General features: G+C 45.9%; 22 protein-coding genes and 1 other annotated feature. Of the genes, 20 read left to right on the forward strand and 2 right to left on the reverse strand.

The window, feature by feature from the left end:
- Positions 1-97 precede the first annotated feature (97 nt).
- The 17 genes from LRR81_RS01675 (at position 98) to pheA (ending at position 14,262) form a co-directional block, all read left to right on the forward strand.
- The gene (locus LRR81_RS01675; protein WP_231787566.1) at positions 98-664 is read left to right on the forward strand and encodes a Maf family protein; all 567 of its coding nucleotides are present in this window, start codon (positions 98-100) and stop codon (positions 662-664) included.
- 42 nt (positions 665-706) lie between these two features.
- Entirely contained in the window at positions 707-1,372 is a 666-nt protein-coding gene (gene radC, locus LRR81_RS01680; RefSeq protein ID WP_231788578.1) for a RadC family protein, read from the forward strand.
- Between the two features lie 276 nt (positions 1,373-1,648).
- Positions 1,649-2,671, forward strand: coding sequence for a rod shape-determining protein (locus LRR81_RS01685; RefSeq protein ID WP_231787567.1), 1,023 nt, complete (start codon positions 1,649-1,651; stop codon positions 2,669-2,671).
- Positions 2,672-2,829: 158 nt separating this feature from the next.
- Positions 2,830-3,720 (forward strand): rod shape-determining protein MreC, encoded by an 891-nt coding sequence (mreC, locus tag LRR81_RS01690; RefSeq protein WP_231787568.1) that lies wholly within the window; start codon positions 2,830-2,832, stop codon positions 3,718-3,720.
- Entirely contained in the window at positions 3,717-4,229 is a 513-nt protein-coding gene (mreD, locus tag LRR81_RS01695; protein WP_231787569.1) for a rod shape-determining protein MreD, read from the forward strand. Before mreC ends, mreD begins: the two co-directional genes overlap by 4 nt.
- Positions 4,230-4,353: 124 nt before the next feature.
- Positions 4,354-5,025, forward strand: a complete 672-nt coding sequence (minC, locus tag LRR81_RS01700; protein ID WP_231787570.1) for a septum site-determining protein MinC — start codon at positions 4,354-4,356, stop codon at positions 5,023-5,025.
- A gap of 15 nt (positions 5,026-5,040) precedes the next feature.
- The gene (gene minD, locus LRR81_RS01705) at positions 5,041-5,844 is read left to right on the forward strand and encodes a septum site-determining protein MinD (protein WP_231787571.1); all 804 of its coding nucleotides are present in this window, start codon (positions 5,041-5,043) and stop codon (positions 5,842-5,844) included.
- Positions 5,845-6,375: 531 nt separating this feature from the next.
- Positions 6,376-7,161, forward strand: a complete 786-nt coding sequence (locus LRR81_RS01710; protein WP_231787572.1) for a M23 family metallopeptidase — start codon at positions 6,376-6,378, stop codon at positions 7,159-7,161.
- The gene (locus tag LRR81_RS01715; RefSeq protein ID WP_231787573.1) at positions 7,154-8,020 is read left to right on the forward strand and encodes a M50 family metallopeptidase; all 867 of its coding nucleotides are present in this window, start codon (positions 7,154-7,156) and stop codon (positions 8,018-8,020) included. Before LRR81_RS01710 ends, LRR81_RS01715 begins: the two co-directional genes overlap by 8 nt.
- 59 nt (positions 8,021-8,079) lie before the next feature.
- Positions 8,080-9,546: an Rne/Rng family ribonuclease gene (locus LRR81_RS01720; protein WP_231787574.1), complete on the forward strand. Its 1,467-nt coding sequence runs from the start codon at positions 8,080-8,082 to the stop codon at positions 9,544-9,546.
- Between the two features lie 45 nt (positions 9,547-9,591).
- Positions 9,592-9,673, forward strand: a sequence feature (ribosomal protein L21 leader region).
- A gap of 15 nt (positions 9,674-9,688) precedes the next feature.
- A complete protein-coding gene (gene rplU / locus LRR81_RS01725) occupies positions 9,689-9,997 on the forward strand; it encodes a 50S ribosomal protein L21 (RefSeq protein ID WP_231787575.1) in 309 nt (102 codons plus the stop codon).
- 12 nt (positions 9,998-10,009) lie between these two features.
- Positions 10,010-10,348 (forward strand): ribosomal-processing cysteine protease Prp, encoded by a 339-nt coding sequence (locus LRR81_RS01730; protein ID WP_231787576.1) that lies wholly within the window; start codon positions 10,010-10,012, stop codon positions 10,346-10,348.
- A 12-nt stretch (positions 10,349-10,360) separates the two neighbouring features.
- Positions 10,361-10,651 carry a 50S ribosomal protein L27 gene (gene rpmA, locus LRR81_RS01735; protein ID WP_231787577.1) on the forward strand — a complete coding sequence of 97 codons (291 nt, stop codon included), beginning with the start codon at positions 10,361-10,363 and terminating at the stop codon, positions 10,649-10,651.
- 349 nt (positions 10,652-11,000) lie between these two features.
- On the forward strand, positions 11,001-11,552 hold the full coding sequence (locus LRR81_RS01740; RefSeq protein WP_231787578.1) for a Spo0B C-terminal domain-containing protein: 552 nt from the start codon (positions 11,001-11,003) through the stop codon (positions 11,550-11,552).
- A 33-nt stretch (positions 11,553-11,585) separates the two neighbouring features.
- Positions 11,586-12,878, forward strand: coding sequence for a GTPase ObgE (obgE, locus tag LRR81_RS01745; RefSeq protein ID WP_231787579.1), 1,293 nt, complete (start codon positions 11,586-11,588; stop codon positions 12,876-12,878).
- 67 nt (positions 12,879-12,945) lie between these two features.
- Complete coding sequence (locus LRR81_RS01750; RefSeq protein WP_231788579.1) at positions 12,946-13,389, forward strand: ACT domain-containing protein; 444 nt, start codon at positions 12,946-12,948, stop codon at positions 13,387-13,389.
- Positions 13,390-13,404: 15 nt separating this feature from the next.
- On the forward strand, positions 13,405-14,262 hold the full coding sequence (gene pheA, locus LRR81_RS01755) for a prephenate dehydratase (protein WP_231787580.1): 858 nt from the start codon (positions 13,405-13,407) through the stop codon (positions 14,260-14,262).
- 345 nt (positions 14,263-14,607) lie between these two features.
- Here pheA and LRR81_RS01760 read toward each other — a convergent pair whose 3' ends face one another.
- Both LRR81_RS01760 and LRR81_RS01765 read right to left on the reverse strand, forming a co-directional pair.
- Positions 14,608-15,156 carry a transcription repressor NadR gene (locus LRR81_RS01760; RefSeq protein ID WP_231787581.1) on the reverse strand — a complete coding sequence of 183 codons (549 nt, stop codon included), beginning with the start codon at positions 15,154-15,156 and terminating at the stop codon, positions 14,608-14,610.
- 24 nt (positions 15,157-15,180) lie between these two features.
- Complete coding sequence (locus LRR81_RS01765; protein ID WP_231787582.1) at positions 15,181-16,302, reverse strand: IscS subfamily cysteine desulfurase; 1,122 nt, start codon at positions 16,300-16,302, stop codon at positions 15,181-15,183.
- A gap of 112 nt (positions 16,303-16,414) precedes the next feature.
- On the opposite strand from LRR81_RS01765, the gene nadB reads away from it, so the two are divergent.
- Genes nadB through nadA form a run of 3 tightly spaced genes read left to right on the forward strand, consistent with a single transcriptional unit; the run spans position 16,415 to position 19,950 of the window.
- A complete protein-coding gene (nadB, locus tag LRR81_RS01770) occupies positions 16,415-17,977 on the forward strand; it encodes an L-aspartate oxidase (RefSeq protein ID WP_231787583.1) in 1,563 nt (520 codons plus the stop codon).
- The gene (gene nadC / locus LRR81_RS01775) at positions 17,978-18,838 is read left to right on the forward strand and encodes a carboxylating nicotinate-nucleotide diphosphorylase (RefSeq protein WP_231787584.1); all 861 of its coding nucleotides are present in this window, start codon (positions 17,978-17,980) and stop codon (positions 18,836-18,838) included.
- Positions 18,835-19,950: a quinolinate synthase NadA gene (gene nadA, locus LRR81_RS01780; protein WP_231787585.1), complete on the forward strand. Its 1,116-nt coding sequence runs from the start codon at positions 18,835-18,837 to the stop codon at positions 19,948-19,950. Before nadC ends, nadA begins: the two co-directional genes overlap by 4 nt.
- Positions 19,951-19,992: the final 42 nt, after the last annotated feature.

Below are 19,992 nucleotides of genomic sequence, written 5' to 3' on the forward strand. Positions count from 1 at the left end.
CTATTTAAAATCTCTTTTTTTCTAAATTGTGCAATAGAAGCCGGTTTGATAAGATACGGATGTCTCCCTTATGAAACTGAAGAATGGACGTGACTGAATGGAATTGATACTGGCTTCCGGTTCTCCAAGAAGAAGAGAACTGCTTTCACTAATCGGGCTGTCTTTTACCGTGAAGAAGCAAGAGATGGAGGAAGTTATTGAAGAAAACGCGGCTCCTGAAGAAGCAGCGTCCTGTCTTGCCTATCAAAAAGCTTTATTAATCGCTGAGAAATATCCGAATGCCTATGTAATTGGAGCCGACACGGTCGTAGCGGCAGAAGGAAAGATTCTCGGAAAGCCAATAAGCACAGAAGAGGCTTTTGAGATGCTGTCGATGCTATCTGGCAAATCACATGAAGTGATAACAGGTGTATCCATTTGTTTCAATGGAAAAAATAAAACCTTTTATGAAAAAACGGAAGTGGATTTCTGGCCGCTTGCAGAAGAAGAAATCAGACGCTATATCGCAACAGGCGAGCCGATGGATAAAGCAGGGGCTTACGGAATTCAGGGGAAAGGCTCTCTCTTAGTCAAAGAAATCAGGGGAGATTATTTTGCCGTAGTCGGCCTCCCGCTTGCAAGAACGGTCAGAGAGCTGAAAGCTATGGGCTTTCCTATGGAATAATCAAAAAGGGGGAGAATTGTGAGTGCCGATTTATTAAAAATCATGGATTTTCCTGAGGAGGAGAGGCCGAGGGAGCGCATGCTGCTGAATGGTCCTGAAAGTCTTTCCAATCATGAACTGCTTGCCATTCTTCTCCGGACAGGAACGAGGCGGGAATCTGTTCTCCAGCTTTCCAACAGGCTCTTAAATCATTTTGAGGGCCTTCGCCTTTTAAAGGAAGCATCAGCAGAAGAAATGACGAGCATTTCTGGAATAGGAAAAGCGAAGGCTGTTCAAATTCTGGCGGCGCTTGAGCTTGGAAGAAGAATAAACAGGCTTGCCTATGAAGACCGCTATGTGATCCGATCCCCGCAGGACGGCGCCAATTTTGTTATGGAAGAAATGCGCTTTTTGACCCAGGAGCATTTTGTCTGTCTATATCTGAATACAAAAAACCAGGTCATCCATAAGCAGACAGTCTTTATCGGCAGCCTGAACGCTTCCATTGTTCACCCGCGGGAGGTTTTCAAAGAAGCGCTGCGAAGATCTGCTGCCTCCTTTATCTGCATGCATAATCATCCCTCAGGCGACCCTTCTCCAAGCAAAGAAGACATCGAAGTAACAAAAAGGCTTTCCGAATGCGGAAAAGTACTTGGAATCGAACTTTTGGACCACCTTATTATCGGCGACCAAAAATATGTCAGTTTAAAAGAAAAAGGCTATCTGTAAGACTTTTTTTTTTAGTTATTTACGCTATAATAAGGTTTATGAGTTTTTTAATTGAATAAAAAAGCTGTAATCCTTATTAAGCCGGCTCTATGCATAAGAGCTGGCCGGAATCCAGCGTCCAGCCCCCTGAACCGCTTCGATAAAATTCAAAGTGCCAAACCCGGACTTTTCGAATTTTCCCGTGTGCTGCGGCTAGGAGCTGATAAGACGCTTGCGCTTTTCTTATTCACTTGCCTTCTTCAAAAAGTAATTCGTTTCAGAAAGGGAGATACAGTAATGTTTGGTATTGGTACAAGAGACCTTGGAATAGATTTGGGAACCGCTAATACTCTAGTATTCGTAAAGGGCAGAGGAATTGTGGTCAGGGAGCCTTCAGTAGTTGCGCTTCAGACGGATACAAAGCAAATTGTGGCGGTTGGAAATGATGCGAAAAATATGATAGGACGAACTCCCGGAAATGTGGTCGCACTAAGACCTATGAAGGATGGCGTAATTGCAGATTATGAAACAACTGCGACAATGATGAAGTATTACATAAAGCAAGCAACAAAAAACAAAGGTCTCTTTTCAAGAAAGCCATATGTGATGGTCTGTGTGCCATCAGGAATTACAGCAGTAGAAGAGCGCGCTGTTATTGATGCTACAAGGCAGGCTGGGGCAAGGGATGCTTACCCGATTGAGGAGCCGTTTGCTGCAGCGATCGGAGCAAACCTTCCAGTTTGGGAGCCTACAGGAAGCATGGTAGTGGACATCGGCGGAGGTACAACAGAAGTCGCGATCATCTCTCTTGGCGGGATTGTGACAAGCCAGTCCATACGCGTGGCAGGGGATGAAATGGATGAAGCTGTCATCAACTACATCCGCAAAACATACAACCTTATGATCGGTGACAGAACAGCCGAATCTATCAAAATGGAAATTGGCGCTGCCGGAACTCCTGAAGGAATTGATAATATGGAGATTCGCGGAAGGGACTTGCTGACAGGCCTTCCAAAAACGATTGAAATTACAGCAAAAGAAATTGCTGAAGCTTTAAAAGATACAGTCTATTCAATTGTGGAAGCGGTAAAGAACACACTTGAAAAAACACCGCCGGAGCTTGCTGCAGACATCATGGACAGAGGCATTGTGCTGACAGGCGGAGGAGCTCTTTTAAGAAACCTTGATAAAGTCATCAGTGATGAAACAAATATGCCTGTGCTGATTGCCGAAAACCCGCTTGATTGCGTTGCGATCGGAACTGGAAAAGCCCTTGAGCATATTCACTTGTTTAAAGGAAAAGGCAGAGAAAGCCGCTGAATCCAGTAATGAACCTGCCGGAAATCCCAGCAGGAAAATAGAAAAAAGAAAGCGGAGGAAAAGGTGTTTTGTTCCTCCTCCTTTTGTTTTATGCAGCAAATTAAATCCGGAGCCGCACAGGAGGCTGCCGGAGAACTTAGTTTAAGAGGTGTAAAGTCATGCCGCAATTTTTCTTCAACAAACGGTTAATTTTGCTGCTGATAAGCATTATCCTGCTTGTGGCACTGATTGGCTTTTCAATAAAGGGAGACAGGAAAATCACATGGCCTGAACAATTTGTAAAAGACTCAACAGGCGTGTTTCAAAATATTTTCCACCGTCCGTCCCAGTATTTCGCTGGTTTTTTTGAAAATATGAACGAGATTAAAAATACATACGAAGAAAACAAGTATCTTAAATCAAGACTTGATCAGTATGCACAGCTCGATTCGGATCTGCAGGATGTAAAAGATGAGAATAATAAATTGCGAGAAGAGCTCGGCAGGCAGGACAGCCTTCGGAGCTACAAGCCGACACCGGCTGTTGTGATTGCCAGAAATCCAGATAAGTGGTTCGAGTATATCACGATCAACAAAGGCAGCCAGGCTGGCATTCAGCAGGATTCAGCAGTCATTACTTCAAAAGGGCTTGTCGGAAAAGTGAAAAGCGTTGATCAGTTTACGTCAACTGTTCAGCTTTTAAGTGCAAAAGACCGGAAAAACCTGATTTCTGCCATTGTGCAAGGCAAAGATCGCAAGGGAAGCAAAGTGTACGGCTTGATTGAAGGCTATGACAGCAAGCGCAAGAAACTGCTTCTCCGCCATATCGGATCAGACATGAAAATCGAAAAAGGCCAGGATGTTGTGACGAGCGGCACAGGCGGAGTGTTCCCTAAAGGCCTGACAATCGGAAAAGTTTCTGAGGTACAGCCTGATTCCTACGGTTTGACGAAAATGGCTTATGTGGAACCGTCAGCTGATTTCTACGATCTTGAAAATGTTTCAGTCGCAAAGCGCGATGTCAGCACTGCTGACGCAGAGGCGCTAGGCAAGGGAGATGACAATCAGTGAAGCGTTTTTTGCTCCCTTTTTTCATCTTTCTTCTGTTCATAGCTGAAAGCATTTACGCAGATCTGGTTCATTTGCCGTTTCTATCAGATCAGCTGATCTTTGTGCCGAGATTTTCTTTTCTAGCCATCTTGTTCATTTGCGCATTTTTTAACCGGAATACCGCCATTCTTTACGGAGCGATTTTTGGCCTGCTGTATGATATTGTATATACAGAGGTACTCGGAATCTACTTGTTTTCCTTTCCGCTCCTTGTCTATTTAATGTCAAAAGGGCTGAAGGCTCTTCATAATAACGTGCTTGTGGTAATCTTCCTATCCCTTGTTGCTGTAACCCTTCTGGAATTTTTCGTTTACGGCATCCAAGAGCTGATTCAAGCATTGCCAATGACCCTGAATGATTTCGTCACGCTTCGTCTTATTCCGACGCTTGCGCTGAATTTGGCAGCTGGTCTGGTGCTTGTTTATCCCATCAAGAGTTTTCTGGCAGGGCTGAGAAGAGATCTGGACTGATGCCAATGGGTTTTAGAAGCTTTAAGGTTTTATGCGCGATCTTTTCCTGAAGCAAGAAAAAAGCCTGAAAAAAAGGAAAGATGACCCGGCATGTCGAAAATGTATTGCTATTGAGGTGAACTTCTTGAAAGCCCAAAAACACCAGTTAGTGATGATTAAAGGGACAAAGGACGGCCTTTCTCTCTTTATGGATGACATGTGCTCCTACAGCCAGCTTCTTAGCGAGCTTGAAACCATGCTGTCTGCCAGGCAATATGTACAGGAAAATGGTCCTGCTACAGGGGTTATTGTCAAGGCAGGAAACAGGTTTCTGACTGTGGAGCAGGAAGAAGAAATAACAGCAGCAATCAGCAAGAATAAGAGTTTAGCAGTTGAAAAAATTGAATCCAATGTTTTGACGAAGTCTGAAGCGCAGCAGCTTGCCGCAGAGAAGAATATTCACACGGAAGTTAGAATGGTGCGCTCAGGCCAAGTGCTGAAGACGGAGGGAGACCTTCTTCTGATTGGAGATGTGAACCCGGGAGCATCCGTTGCAGCAGGCGGGAATATTTATATTCTCGGCTCGCTGAAAGGAATGGCCCATGCCGGCATTAACGGCAACCGCGAAGCAGTGATTGCGGCTTCAAAAATGGTGCCTGCCCAGCTTAGAATCGCAGAAGAATGGAATACTGCGCCTGAACACCCTGAATCGTCTGAAAGCGAAATGGAATGTGCTTACATAGACGGCGAAGGCCGGATAAAAATAGACAGGCTTCAGCAGCTTTCACATATTAGACCGAACTTATATCGGCTTTGAGGGGGAATGATAACCATGGGTGAATCGATCGTTGTAACCTCTGGGAAAGGCGGGGTAGGCAAAACGACAACGTCTGCCAACTTGGGTACGGCACTTGCCATCATGGGAAAACGTGTCTGTCTCGTTGACACAGATATCGGCCTGAGGAACCTGGACGTCGTAATGGGCCTTGAAAACCGGATCATTTACGATCTCGTGGACGTAGTAGAAGGGCGATGCAAAATTCACCAGGCTCTTGTTAAAGACAAGCGTTTTGATGACCTGCTGTTTCTGCTCCCTGCAGCCCAGACAAGCGATAAAACAGCTGTTTCTCCTGAACAGATGAAGAAGCTGATTGACGAGTTAAAGCAAGACTATGATTATATTATTATTGACTGCCCAGCAGGCATTGAGCAGGGATATAAAAATGCCGTTGCCGGAGCGGACAGGGCAATTGTTGTGACAACCCCTGAAATCTCCGCAGTGAGAGATGCGGACAGGATCATCGGCCTGTTGGAAAAAGAGGAAATTGAGCCTCCGAAGCTTGTAATCAACAGAATCCGCAACCATCTTGTCCAAAACGGAGATATGCTTGATGTGGATGAAATTGTGGCCCATCTTTCCATTGATTTGATCGGAATTGTGGCAGATGACGATCAAGTGATCAAAGCCTCCAACAGCGGCGAGCCAATCGCCATGGATCCGAATAACAAGGCGGCAATTGCCTACCGAAACATTGCGCGCCGCATCCTGGGAGAGGCTGTGCCGCTGCAAAGTCTTGAAGAAACAAATAAAGGTTTTTTTGCTAAACTGAAACAGTTTTTTGGCGTTCGCGCCTAACTGTGCAATCCCGGAAGCGGGATTGTTTTTTTTATTTTATTGATATTTGCGCATTCAGATGCTGGGGCTGAACGAGCGGCTTGCGCTTTTCATTGTCCAGCTCCAGCGCCTAGACCGATCTGAGTCGCTTCAGAAAATCCCAAAAAGTCTAAGACCGGACTTTTCGGGATTTTCTTCCAGCGCTTGTCGGGGCTGATCAAGGCGCTTGCGCTTTTCATTGTCCAGCTCCAGCCGCTAGCCCCTCGAGGTCATAAGCCGTTCATCCAGAGAAAGGAAAGACCGCCTTTCTCCGGCTGACCGTCTTATGCTTGTCGGGGCTGAACGAGCGGCTTCCGCTTTTCATGATCCAGCTCCAGCCGCTAGCCCCTCGAGTCGCTTCACAAAAATCCAAAAAGTCAAAACCGGACTTTCTGGATTTTTGCTCCAGCGCTTGTCGGGGCTGAACGAGCGGCTTCCGCTTTTCTTATCATCATATTTCCCGGGGACAAGTCATAAACTTGTACAAATCACTAGAAAAAGGGATTGATGAGGATGCCGTCTCGCCGTGCGGAGGAAGTCAGAAGAAGGATTGCGAAGAGAAGAAGAGAGCGCCTTGAGCTTACAGGGGGTTTAGAGGAAAAACCGCAAAAACCTGTTAGAAGTGTTCTGACGGAAGAAGAGAAATTCGGATTTCCTGAACTTCCGGCAAGCTATGAAGCAGAACCAGTGACAGAACAAAAACCGGGACATCCTTTGTTCAAAAGCAATTTGTTTATGCTGAAGCTCCTGCTTTCCGCCTGCCTGGTGCTGTTTGCAGCCATCACCTTTAAGAATCAGTCTCCTGTGCTGGATAATGCCAGAACTTTTATTACGAGCAACATGGAAAAGGAATTTCAGTTTGCGGCCGTTTCTTCCTGGTATCAAAAGCAGTTCGGCCAGCCTTTGGCGTTTTTTCAGCAAAATGAGAAGGACAGCAGCACACCTAAGCAATATGCTGTACCGGCAAGCGGCAAAGTCCTCGAATCGTTTAAAGACAATGGGCAGGGCATCATGGTCGAGACAAATAAGCCGGCAGTTGATGCCATGAATGAAGGAATTGTCATTTCAGCAGGGGAAAATCCGGAAACAGGACTGACGGTTGTGCTGCAGCATGCGGACGGAAGCGAAAGCTGGTACGGACATTTAACTCAAATTGATGTGTCACTCTATGATTTTGTAAAAACGGGAAAAGAAATAGGTTCTATTAAAGAAGGCGCCAACAAAAAAGGAACCTACTATTTTGCCATTAAAAAAGGGGAGCGCTTTATCGATCCGATACAGGTGATTTCTTTTGACTAGCATTCTTCAGCTTCTCTTCAAAATTCATATCCATCCTCTTCTTTGGGCACTGATGCTTCTCAGTGTAGTTACCGCCCAGTTTAAAACAATGCTTATGCTGCTGATTATCGTGCTGATTCATGAGCTGGGCCATTCGGTCTGTGCAATGTATTTCTCCTGGAGAATTAAATCAATTGTGCTCCTTCCGTTTGGCGGAGCGGCAGAGGTAGATGAGCACGGTAATCGGCCGTTAAAGGAAGAAATGCTTGTCATTGCAGCGGGCCCTGCACAGCATATCTGGATGGCAGGCGCAGCGTATCTCCTTCATTTGCTTGGGGTTTTGGGAACCTCAGATTATCAGCTGTTTATGTTCTATAATTTGTCTGTTCTTTTATTTAACTTGATTCCTGTCTGGCCGCTTGACGGTGGGAAATTTTTATTTTTGCTTTTCTCGCTGCATAAGCCTTTTCAGCATGCTCATAAAGGTATGCTCCTCGTTTCGTGGGGGATACTGGCGGTTTATTGCGCTGTTTTAGCCTTTGCTGATCCGCTTCAGCTGAATCTCTGGGCCATAACGCTTTTTCTGTTTTATCAGCTGACAATGGAGCACAGGCAAAGGCGCTTTGTGCTGATGAGATTTTTAATGGAAAGGTACTATGGCAGGCAGCAGGATATTGCCAAGCTGAAGCCTATTACAGCTGATCAGAATGATTCAATCTTTCATGTGCTCCTTCAGTTTCAGCGCGGCTTCAAGCATCAGATTATCGTAGAACGGAATGGGGAAAAATGGTCACAGCTGGATGAAAATGAGCTGCTGCATGCTTATTTTAATGAGCATAGGACAGGTTCAACTGTTGGAGAACTCGTGTATGCTTATTGACGAAGCATCTGAAACATGATGAAATAAGGGGAATAACAGGATATCGAGAGGGAAAGATCTTGCATACATTGCTAATCAACGCGAAAACACTTGAAAAAAGAGCGGCTGTCCTTGAAAACGGCAAGCTGACGGATTTAAAAATTCAGCAGCCTGCACATGCCGCCATTACCGGCAGCATTTATGCCGGAAGAGTAGTGAAGGTCGTTTCAGGCATGCAGGCTGCCTTTGTTGATATTGGACTTGAGAAAAATGCGTACCTTTCAGCTGCAGATCTTCCTGCATCTGTCTCATCTTCTAAAAAGCATGACATCGTTTCGCTTCTGCACGAGGGAGAAAAGCTGTTTGTGCAGGTGAAAAAAGAAGGAGACGAATGGAAGGGGCCAAAGGTGTCGGCAAAGCTTGAATTTACCGGCACCTCGCTTGTATATATGCCTTATGGAAACTACATTGCTGTTTCGAAAAAAATTGAAGACGGGAAAGTAAGCGGGGAACTAAGAGCACTTGGAGAAGCCCTTGTCCAAAACACAGAAGGCGTCCTTTACCGCACTGCAGCAGCGATGAAAAGCACCGATGAACTGAAAGAAGAATGGCTCGCATTAAAGGAAGCAGGGCATCGCCTTCAGATGGACAAAGTGAACAAGGTTCCATCCGTCGTTCTGTCAGCTGATAATTTTATAAAGAAGCTTGCAGAAGAACACCTGTTTGAGAATGCTGAAAAAATTTTATACGATGATCACCAGCTGCAAAAGGAGATTACTCAGTATTTGCCTGAGCACCGTTTTGAAGTCCTGGAATACTATACCGGGAAAGAAGGGCTTTTTTCTGCTTTTAAAATAGAAGAAGAAATAGATAAGCTTCAGAAAAGAATAGTTTGGCTGAAAAACGGCGCTTACCTTGTGATTGACAGGACAGAGGCAATGTTCGTCATTGATGTGAATTCTGGCAAATATACCGGAAAAACCTCTTATAGAGAAACTGCTTTGAATGTGAATCTGGAAGCGGCCCGTGAAATTCCCCGGCAGCTGAGGCTGAGGAACATGAGCGGCATTATTTTAATTGATTTTATTGATATGAAGGAAAAAAGTGATCAGGAAAAGGTTTTAAAAGTGATCGCAGCAGAGCTGAAAAAGGACCGCATACATACAAGAATGGCGGGCTTGACAGAATTGAATATTCTGCAGCTGACAAGAAAGAAAACGGAGGGAAGCTTATCGGCTTTGCTTCAGGACCATTGCAGTGTCTGCGGCGGGACGGGAAGGGTTAAAGGAGCAGAAGCGCTCGCATTTCAGCTTGAAAGACTTTTGTGGGAGCATCAGTACATGGAGGAAGATGGTATGTGGATTGAGGCGACCCCTGATATCATTAGCCTGCTGAAAGGGGAGGGCGGAACTCATCTGGAGCAGCTTGAGGCAGCCCTGCATTTCCGGATCTTCCTGACAGAGCTTAAAGAACCTGCACCGCACTTTCATATCAGGCTTACAGGAAGCACAGAAGAACTTTTAACACGAATGAAGAAAAGTAATTGACTATGCCTGCCTGCTTTGGTATCATTGAAATGTTAGTTTGTAGCACCCGTGCTACAACCGCTCAGCATCAGGTTATAAGACAGAGCTTCGGCTTTGGCACCTGTCACTGGCGAGTCTGAGTATAAATGGGAGGTGCATTGGAATGTACGCAATTATTGAAACAGGCGGTAAGCAAATCAAAGTAGAAGCTGGCCAAGCTATCTACATTGAGAAACTTGCAGCTGGTGCTGATGAAACAGTTACTTTTGACAAGGTTTTATTCGTAGGCGGCGACGACGTGAAAGTTGGAAGCCCTCTAGTTGAAGGAGCTACTGTTACTGCTAAGGTTGAAAAACACGGCCGCGCGAAAAAAATCACCGTTTTTAAATACAAAGCGAAGAAAAATAATCGCAAGAAACAAGGTCATCGTCAGCCTTACACAAAAGTTGTTATTGACGCAATCAACATCTAAGGCAGTGATGTAATGATTCAGGCAGTGATTAACCGTTCCAAAGACGGTTCCATCCAATCCTTTTCATTATCGGGCCATGCCCAATCTGCAGATTATGGCAAAGATCTGGTCTGTGCAGGAGCAAGTGCTGTTGTGTTCGGATCCATTAATGCTGTGATGGCGCTCGCGAAGCTTGAGCCGATTCTGGACCTTGGTTCAGATGGAGGCTATCTTCGTTTCGAATTGCCGGAAGAGCTGGAGCCTGATGCATTCAGCAAAGCACAGCTGCTGCTTGAAGGAATGCTCGTTTCCCTGCAGACCATTGAAAGAGATTACAGCAAGTACATGAAAGTAAGATTAAAAAACATATAGGAGGTGGATTTCATGCTAAGATTAGACCTTCAGTTTTTTGCTTCCAAAAAAGGAGTAGGTTCTACAAAGAACGGACGCGACTCCATTTCGAAACGTCTTGGCGCTAAGCGTGCAGACGGTCAATTCGTAACAGGCGGATCAATTCTTTACCGCCAGCGCGGAACAAAAATTTATGCTGGTGAAAACGTAGGTATGGGCGGCGATGATACACTATTTGCGAAAGTAGACGGTGTTGTTCGTTTCGAACGCCTGGGCCGTGACCGTAAGAAAGTCAGCGTATACCCAGCAGCTCAAGAAGCTTAAGAATGATCAAGCTCCAGCCGATTGCCCGGCTGGAGTTTTTATTTTCTGCAGTGCTGCAGAAGCTGCTGTTCAAAAAGCAGCGAAATGAATAAAAATTATTTGCATCCAGCGCAATCAGCCAGATGCTGATCTCAGGGAATTAGTCCCGGAATCCGGAAAACAGGGTGCATCTTTGAATAAACCGTTTTTTCCTCCCCTTAAGTTTGATATAATTTGATTACTATTGTTGCTAAAAGAAACTTTTTCCTTTTAGCGATAACTCTTGGGGCGAAATGAAAAAAGTTCAATCACCGTGTGCATCTTTTGACAAGGCTCCCATCAGCAATAAAGAAATGAGTGGAGTGCGAAAATGAAAAAAACAGACACAGAGTGGGGAATCGTCGATATAATCAGCCATTATCGCCATGATTGGATGAACAGACTCCAGCTGATTAAAGGTAATTTATCTTTGGAAAAGTTCGACCGAGTGAACGAGATTGTCGATGAAATCATCATAGAAGCGCAGCAGGAATCCAAATTGTGCAATCTGAAAGCTCCCGAATTCGCAAGTCTGCTTATGACCTTTTCATGGGAATCCCACCCTTTTACGCTTGAATACGAGGTGCTGGGGGAGATCAGCGACCTGTCTCTTTTTGAACGGAAAATGATCAGCTTTTGCAGCGGACTTTTCCGCATGCTGGATGAATGCGCTGACTGCAAAACAGAAAATCATCTTGTTGTGTCAATTGAAACGAAAAACTTGAATGGCCAGACAGGTTTCATTTTTGATTTTCAAGGCATGATAACAGATAGTGAAAAACTCGCTTCTTTTTTCTATAAATGCGAAGAGGACGGCATCTCCTTGATTAATCTGGACATCCATACATACGAATGGACAGCAGCGCTCGTTTTCACATCATAAGCTTTATTGGTTTTTTAGAACGGAGGAAAAAATATGTTTGTCGATCAGGTGAAGATTTATGTAAAAGGCGGTGACGGAGGGAACGGAATGGTTGCCTACCGCCGTGAAAAATATGTTCCGAAAGGCGGTCCCGCTGGAGGTGACGGAGGCAAAGGAGCCAATGTGATCTTTGAAGTGGACGAAGGTCTGCGCACACTGATGGATTTCCGCTATCAGAGGCATTTTAAAGCAGACAGGGGACAGCATGGAATGTCCAAGAATCAGCACGGAAGAACGGCTTCCGATATGATCGTGAAAGTTCCCCCCGGCACTGTAGTAACAGACGAGGAAACAAACCAGGTGCTTGCTGATCTTGTCGAGCATGGACAGAGAGCTGTAATCGCTAAAGGCGGACGCGGCGGACGGGGAAATTCCCGTTTTGCCACACCGGCAAATCCTGCCCCTGAAGTAGCGGAAAACGGAGAACCTGGACAGGAGCGCAACGTTATCCTGGAATTAAAGCTATTGGCTGATGCAGGTCTTGTCGGCTTCCCGAGCGTAGGAAAGTCAACTTTCCTTTCTGTCGTGACTTCTGCCAAGCCGAAAATTGCAGAATATCACTTTACAACACTTGTTCCGAACCTCGGCGTTGTTGAAACTGAAGACAACCGCAGCTTTGTGCTGGCGGATCTTCCTGGATTGATCGAAGGAGCTCATGAAGGTGTAGGCCTTGGTCACCAATTCCTGCGCCATATTGAACGGACAAGAGTGATCGTGCATGTGATTGATATGTCTTCAGGCGAAGGCCGCGACCCTTATGAAGATTATTTAACCATCAATGAAGAGCTGAAGGAATACAACCTGAGGCTGACCGAACGGCCGCAGGTCATTGTAGCCAACAAAATGGACATGCCGGAATCTGCAGACAACCTGGAAATTTTTAAAGAAAAACTGCAGGGAGAGCATAAAATCTTCCCGATTTCAGCCATTACCCGTGAAGGGGTCCGGGATCTTCTCTTCGAAATCGCCAACCTTGTGGAAAGCACGCTGGAATTCCCGATTTATGAGGAAGAGGACGAGGATGCAGCAAATGCACGAGTCATGTACAAATTTGAAGAAGAAGAAGCGCCGTTTGCCATCACAAGAGACAGCGACGGAGCTTATGTCCTCTCAGGAACCAAGATTGAAAAACTGTTTAAAATGACAGATCTAACAAGAGATGAGTCGATCCGCCGCTTCTCAAGACAGCTGAGAAGCATGGGTGTAGATGAAGCTCTTCGCGAAAGAGGCGCTCAAAATGGCGACACTGTGCGCCTGCTCGAATTTGAATTTGATTTTGTTGATTGACCCTGACGGAGAGCGATAACGCTCTCCGCTTTCTTTAACGTGAACGACAAGAGGGAGAGATGGGATGATGAAAGAAGAAAGCTTCTATCTTGTCCGGGAGGATGTCCTGCCGGAAGCCATGCAGAAAACCCTTGAAGTGAAGAAATTGATTGAACGGGGAAAAGCGGGCTCAGTAGCAGAAGCAGTGCAGCGTGTAGACTTAAGCCGAAGCGCCTTTTATAAATACAGGGATGCCGTATTCCCGTTTCATACAGTTGTAAAAGAAAAAATCATTACGCTCTTTTTTCAGCTTGAAGACCGCTCCGGAACACTGAGTGAGCTTTTGGCCATGACCGCTTCGGCAGGCTGCAATGTGCTGACCATCCACCAGACGATTCCGCTGCAGGGGCGCGCAAATGTCACGCTCTCCCTCAATATTAACGGAATGAATGAAGATATAAACAAATTAATGTCCAGACTGAAGCGGATGGAATTTGTAGAAAAAGTCGAAATCCTTGGTTCTGGCGCATAGGGAGATGAACAGAAAGTGAGCAAAATTGGATACCTTGGACCTGAAGCAACCTTTACGCATATGGCGGTCAGCCGTTTTTTCAATCCTGAAGAAGAAAAAATCCCCTTCCGGACCATTCCGGATTGCATGGATGCAGCTGGTGCAGGCCAAATTGACTTTGCCGTTGTTCCGCTTGAAAATACAATTGAGGGCTCTGTTAATCTGACAGTCGACTACCTTGTTCATGAACAGCCTCTTTATATCAGAGGAGAAATAACAGCTCCTATTGCCCAGCATCTCATGGTTCACAAGGAAAACGCCGAAAACTGGAAGGCAGCGGAGAAAATCCTTTCTCATCCGCATGCCATTGCCCAGTGCCATAAATATTTACATAGCCGGTTTAAAGAAATCCCGTATGAAAATGCCGCTTCCACAGGAGCATCCGCTCAATATGCAAGCGGGCATCCTGAGGAAAAAATAGCAGTCATCGCCAATGAAATGGCCGCAGCTGTGTACGGGCTGGAGATTGTTCAGCACAATATTCACGATTACAACTATAATCACACGCGCTTTGTCATCCTGCATCCTGATGAGAATGCCGCCGTTCACGGTGCCCCAGGTCAAAATGGAAGAGAAAAAACAACCATCATGATCACACTTCCGTCTGATCAGTCTGGAACACTGCACCAGGTTCTTTCCGCATTTGCCTGGAGAAAGCTGAACCTGTCAAAAATAGAATCGAGACCAATGAAAACAGGTCTAGGAAACTACTTTTTCCTGATTGATATCGAACAGGGCATGGACGGCATTTTGATTCCGGGCGCGACCTCCGAGCTTGAAGCACTTGGCTGCGGAGTGAAGGTGCTCGGAAGCTATAAGGCGTTCAGTTTGTAGGTGAGCGGGCAGCAGGAAAGCTGCACGGAAACAGGGCAAGTTGCATGTAAACAGCTTAACCCGCATGTGAATGGGCGAAGCCGCATGTAAACAGTTTAACCCGCATGCAAACAATGAAAGCTGCAGATAAAAAGCTGAAACCTGCAAATAAATTTCAAAAACCTGCAAATAAATCTCGAAAAGCCGCAAATAAAAAGGCGTAACCCGCATGTATTCACTAGGTTTTTCACTTAAAATATCAAAAAAGCAAAGAGGCAGACTCTAATCTGCCTCTTTTTGCGTAAAATTTTCCATTTTATTCGGAATTCCGTCTTATTTTTAGCTCCTGACCGGCAACTCCGCTCCTCAATCTTTCTCCGAAACTAAAAAGCCAGCCTCATCAAGCGCCTTTGCCGCCTGATCCAGTTTTTCTTCAGAATCTGAACTCAGAGTATGAAGGTGCAGTCCTTCTGTCAGCTGGGAAAGGTAGGCAGCGTTAGTAGATTGTATTTTTTGAATAAATTCCTCTGCTTCCTTTCTCGAGGAAACCATGATAGAGGCAGTAAGGTCGCCGTACACGGGATGCTCCACAATCACATCCTTGACTGTGACCCCGTGATCGACAATTAAATTCAGTTCATCTGCTGTTGCTTCAGGTGCATGATAGCTTGCAACAATTTTTTCAAACTGAAAGTGAGGCCGGTTCTCTTTTACGTAAACATACCCTTGACTTGTCGCCATAATCGGGTGATTTTTTGCTTTTAAAAGTGAGATATCCTGGACAATTACTTGCCTGCTCACATTTGTTTTTTTAGCGAGGCCGCTGCCTGTCAGGGGATGATCGCTTTGCGTCAGCCACTCCAGCAGTTTTTTTCGTCTTTCTTCGCCTGTGACCTTATTGTCCACCTTTTTCAATCCCTTCTTCTTCCTCCTACTAATTTAACATGCTGAAAGGGCATTCGTGAAGGCGAGCAATTCAGCTTCAGCAGTAGAGGGGGCCATTGAGACGCGGATAAAGCGCAGTGCTTCCTCATCGGAATACCCGAGCGAAACAACCGCTGCTGAAGGCTTTTGCATGCCGGCCTGGCAAGCGCTGCCGGCTGAAATGGCGATGCCTCTTTGGTTGCAGGTCAAAAGGGCATACTGTCCCTCTGTTTTTTCCAGAATCAGTCCGGCAATTCCCGGAAGCTGATAGGGATCCTCACCTTCTGCAAATTCAGCTTTTATCCCTGCAGCACGCAGCTGCCTTTTCAAATAAGCCCTCAGTTCCTTCAATCTGCTGGCATTTTGGCTCATTGATCCGGAAAGCTCCTTTGCTGCAACGGCAAAAGAACAGGCACCTGGAACGTCTGCTGTCCCGCCGCGAAAGCCTTTTTCATGAGTCGTACCAGGCAAGGCAGGCTTCCATGCTGTGCCAGGATTGATCCAGGCAGCTCCTATCCCTTTAGGTCCGCAAATTTTATGTGCAGAAATAGAGACAGCATCAAGATTCCACTCTTTTACCTCAATTGGAATCTTGCAGAAGGTTTGCACACAGTCGCTGTGAAAAAGAATCCCCCTCTCCTTTAGCGAATGACATAACGGCCCGATATCCTGAACAATGCCTGTTTCTGAATTGCCATGCTGGATGGTAACAAGCGCCGTATTTTCTGTAAGCAGCGGACTCAGCTGCTCCGAAGTTATCCGTCCGCTTCCATCAGGCAGGGCTTTTTTGACAATATAGCCGTGCCCTTCAAGGTGTGCCATAAAGTTTGTAATAGAAGAATGCTCCATTGCACTGTAAATAATCTCTCTTTTTTTCGGATCTGCCACTCCATTTAGCAGGGATACAATAGCCAAAATGCTTGCTTCACTGCCGCACCCTGTAAAATAAATCCCTTTCGGATCACCGCCGAGACAGGAGGCGATGGCATGCCTTGAAGCTTCCAAGAGCTCTGCCGCTCTCCCGCCGATATCATGCAGGCTGCTGCTGTTGCCAGGTGCCTTTTCAGCTGCTTCCGCATAGGCTTTTATCGCGTTCATCGACATGGGTGACGTAGCTGCGTAATCAAGATATATCATGTATAAAGTCTCCTAAACTTTTGATCTGCGTTAACAGGAAATAATTCTTGTTTTTAGTTTAAAGTTATGTAAAGATAGGTGTCAAGACAGATGTAAAGTAAGGTGATGGAAATTGCCTCATTCCGACGTATTGATTATTGGAAGCGGCATTGCAGCATTAGCTGCGGCAGATCAACTTTGTGAAACTATGAGCGTAAGGATTTTAACAAAAGGCAGCTTTTTTGACGGCAACTCCTATTTGGCGCAGGGAGGCGTTGCGGCTGTGCTCAGTACAGAGGACACGTGGGATTCCCACTGCAAAGATACGATGGAGGCAGGAGCCTTTCAGAATGATCCAAAGGCTGTAAAGCAGCTTGTTGAAAACGGCACAGATGCGATTATGACCCTCATCTCAAACGGGATGGCTTTTGATCATAATGCATCAGGGAGTCTCGCCCTTGGCAGGGAAGGCGCCCACAGCTATAACCGCATCGCGCATGCCGGTGGAGATGCGACCGGAAAAGCTTTGCTGCAGTTTCTACTGAAAAAACTGCAGGATAAAGTCGCATTTGCCCAGCATACAATGGCCATTGATCTTTTGATGCATGAAAACCGCTGCACAGGGGCTGCTGCAAGAAATAAAGCAGGTGAGACTGTTTCTTATACAGCAAGCCATACCATCATCGCTGCAGGCGGATGCGGAGCGCTCTATGAGCACACCTCCAACCATCCGTTCCTCACAGGTGACGGCCTGGCGCTTGCTTACAGAGCAGGGGCAGAACTCGGGGATCTTGAATTTGTTCAGTTTCATCCGACAATGCTTCTGAAAAACGGCAGTGCTGCCGGTCTGATCTCTGAAGCCGTAAGAGGGGAAGGGGCATTCCTGCAGAACGAACTTGGCGAAAGATTCATGCAGCACGTTCACCCATTGGCAGATCTCGCACCAAGGGACATCGTGGCAAGAGAAATATTCCGTCAGAATAAAAATGGCCAAAAGGTCTTTTTAAATACACTTCCAGTAAAAAATTTCGAGCAGCGCTTTCCAACCATTACTGCCCTGTGCCGCAAACACGGCATTAACCCGGTAGAGAGTTTAATTCCGGTCGTTCCCGGCATGCACTTTTTTATGGGAGGCATCATGACAGACCTGCACGGCAGGACTTCTGTAGAAAATCTGTATGCAGCTGGAGAAAGCGCCTGCACAGGTGTGCACGGGGCTAACAGACTTGCAAGCAATTCTTTGCTTGAAGGGCTTGTATTCGGTAAAAAGCTCGGAGAATACATTCAGTCAAAGCCTGCAGCATTCAGCAGTCAAGCTCCTTTTCTGAAACAGTCTGTCCACCAGGTACCGCATTTTCCGGATAAAAAGGAAATTCAAGCGGTCATGACAGCGTATCTTGGAATCCAGCGGACAGAAGCAGAGCTGAGCAGAGCTTCCGAATGGTTCAGCGCTTACCAGCACATCATCTCTGATTATCCCTATTATGTGAAGAATTGCACAAACGAACAGTCAGAGATTGCCAATATGCTGACAATCGGTTCATTAATCACCAAGTCAGCGCTTGCCAGAAAAGAAAGCCGTGGAGGCCATTACAGACTCGATTATCCTGAAGCGCTTGACAGCTGGCAGGGAAAGCAGCTGATCCATTCGATCGCAGGAACTAAAATTAAAGTAGGAAAAACAGGGGTGGCCTAAATGAATGAGCTAAAACTGAAAAAGCTATTGGAACAATTTTTTATAGAAGACATCGGGGATGGCGATTTATCAAGCAGCGCAATTTTTGGCGAAAAAGAATCCGGAGAAGCTATTATTCTTGCAAAAGAAGACGGGATATTCTCCGGAGGGAAAATTATTGCCGCAGGATTTCAGCTCCTTGAACACGATGCTGAAATTACGCTGTACAAACAAGACGGAGAACCCATTCATAAGGGCGAAAAAATCGCGGCTGTTCAGGCATCTGTCCGCACGATCCTAAGCTGTGAGCGGGTGATACTGAATCTGATTCAGCGCATGAGCGGAATTGCAACAGCAGTATATAGCGCCGTTAAACAGCTTGATTCTGAACACACAAAAATTACAGACACAAGAAAAACGGTCCCTGGATTGCGAATGCTGGATAAATATGCTGTCAGATGCGGTGGCGGGAAGAATCACCGCTTTGGACTTTATGACGCCATTATGATTAAAGACAATCACATCGATTTTTGCGGCTCCATCACAGAAGCTGTCAAAAGGGCGAGATCCGCAGCAGGCCATAACGTGAAAATTGAAGTTGAAATTGAAACAGAAGAACAGCTGATGGAAGCCATTGAAGCAAAAGCCGATATCATCATGTTTGATAACCGCTCACCCGAAGAGGTTAAGCGCTTTGCAGCCCTCACGCCGGACTCTATCATTACCGAAGCATCAGGAGGAATACATTGGGATGAGCTTCCGCTTTACGGCAAAACAGGCGTCGGCTATATCTCGCTCGGCTATTTAACTCATTCAGTCAAAGCGCTTGATATCAGCCTGTACATGAAAAATACGGAAAAAGTAAAGGAGGAAGCTCAATGAGTCTTCTAGACGTTCTAAAAACCAATAGCATGGTAATGATTCCTGAAAGATACAAACAAATTCCGGAAGAAAAAATGATTGCAAGAATTAAAGAAATCAAAAAAGAATTCGGAGAAAGACTTTTAATCCCAGGCCACCACTATCAAAAGGATGAGGTCATCCAATTTGCCGACTTGACAGGAGATTCCCTGCAGCTTTCACAGGAATCAGCCAAAAACCGAAAAGCGGAACACATTGTATTCTGCGGCGTTCATTTTATGGCCGAAACGGCAGACATGCTGACAGGAGATGACCAAAAAGTCTATTTGCCTGACATGAGGGCAGGCTGCTCAATGGCTGACATGGCTGACATTCAGCAAACAGAAAGAGCCTGGGAACACCTCACAAGCCAATTCGGAGATACCATTATCCCGCTTACCTATGTCAACTCGACAGCAGCCATCAAAGCATTTGTCGGAAAGCACGGAGGAGCCACCGTCACATCTTCCAATGCGAAAGAAATTGTCAAATGGGCTTTTCAGCAAAAACAGCGCATCCTTTTCCTGCCTGATCAGCACCTTGGAAGAAATACAGCCTATGACCTCGGCATTCCGCTTGACCAAATGGCCGTATGGAACCCAATCTCAGATGAACTTGAGTACGAAGGAAGCAAGCTGATGGACCTGAAAGTTTTATTATGGAAAGGGCACTGCTCTGTGCACGAAAAATTCACAATGAAAAACATCGAGCACATCCGGAAAACAAAGCCGGACATGGCGATCCTTGTTCACCCTGAATGCACACACGAAGTTGTGATCCACTCAGACTTTGCCGGCTCCACTAAATACATCATCGACAAAATAGAAAATGCCCCGTCCGGCAGCCAGTGGGCAATCGGTACAGAAATGAATTTAGTCAACAGACTTATTCAGCAGCATCCGGACAAAGAAATTGTTTCTCTCAACCCGTTCATGTGCCCTTGCCTCACCATGAACCGGATTGATCTTGCCCACCTGCTCTGGTCGCTTGAAGAAATAGCTGAAAACGGTGCAGGCGTAAATCAAATTAAAGTGCCAAAAGAGGTTACGCGTGATGCTGTGACGGCACTGAATCGGATGCTTGTGGTGGGGTGAGGGGGTCTTGGGGAGGCTGCTCTCACAATACTCACTTTAGAG

The organism is Metabacillus kandeliae, from assembly GCF_021166585.1.
GTDB classification, from domain to species: domain Bacteria; phylum Bacillota; class Bacilli; order Bacillales; family Bacillaceae; genus Metabacillus_B; species Metabacillus_B kandeliae.

Coding starts and splice junctions, on each gene's coding strand:
- LRR81_RS01675 (WP_231787566.1), top strand. CDS start 98: ATGGAATTGATACTGGCTTCCGGTTCTCCAAGAAGAAGAGAACTGCTT.
- radC (WP_231788578.1), top strand. CDS start 707: ATGGATTTTCCTGAGGAGGAGAGGCCGAGGGAGCGCATGCTGCTGAAT.
- LRR81_RS01685 (WP_231787567.1), top strand. CDS start 1,649: ATGTTTGGTATTGGTACAAGAGACCTTGGAATAGATTTGGGAACCGCT.
- mreC (WP_231787568.1), top strand. CDS start 2,830: ATGCCGCAATTTTTCTTCAACAAACGGTTAATTTTGCTGCTGATAAGC.
- minD (WP_231787571.1), top strand. CDS start 5,041: ATGGGTGAATCGATCGTTGTAACCTCTGGGAAAGGCGGGGTAGGCAAA.
- LRR81_RS01710 (WP_231787572.1), top strand. CDS start 6,376: ATGCCGTCTCGCCGTGCGGAGGAAGTCAGAAGAAGGATTGCGAAGAGA.
- rplU (WP_231787575.1), top strand. CDS start 9,689: ATGTACGCAATTATTGAAACAGGCGGTAAGCAAATCAAAGTAGAAGCT.
- LRR81_RS01730 (WP_231787576.1), top strand. CDS start 10,010: ATGATTCAGGCAGTGATTAACCGTTCCAAAGACGGTTCCATCCAATCC.
- rpmA (WP_231787577.1), top strand. CDS start 10,361: ATGCTAAGATTAGACCTTCAGTTTTTTGCTTCCAAAAAAGGAGTAGGT.
- LRR81_RS01740 (WP_231787578.1), top strand. CDS start 11,001: ATGAAAAAAACAGACACAGAGTGGGGAATCGTCGATATAATCAGCCAT.
- obgE (WP_231787579.1), top strand. CDS start 11,586: ATGTTTGTCGATCAGGTGAAGATTTATGTAAAAGGCGGTGACGGAGGG.
- LRR81_RS01750 (WP_231788579.1), top strand. CDS start 12,946: ATGAAAGAAGAAAGCTTCTATCTTGTCCGGGAGGATGTCCTGCCGGAA.
- LRR81_RS01765 (WP_231787582.1), bottom strand. CDS start 16,302: ATGATATATCTTGATTACGCAGCTACGTCACCCATGTCGATGAACGCG.
- nadC (WP_231787584.1), top strand. CDS start 17,978: ATGAATGAGCTAAAACTGAAAAAGCTATTGGAACAATTTTTTATAGAA.
- nadA (WP_231787585.1), top strand. CDS start 18,835: ATGAGTCTTCTAGACGTTCTAAAAACCAATAGCATGGTAATGATTCCT.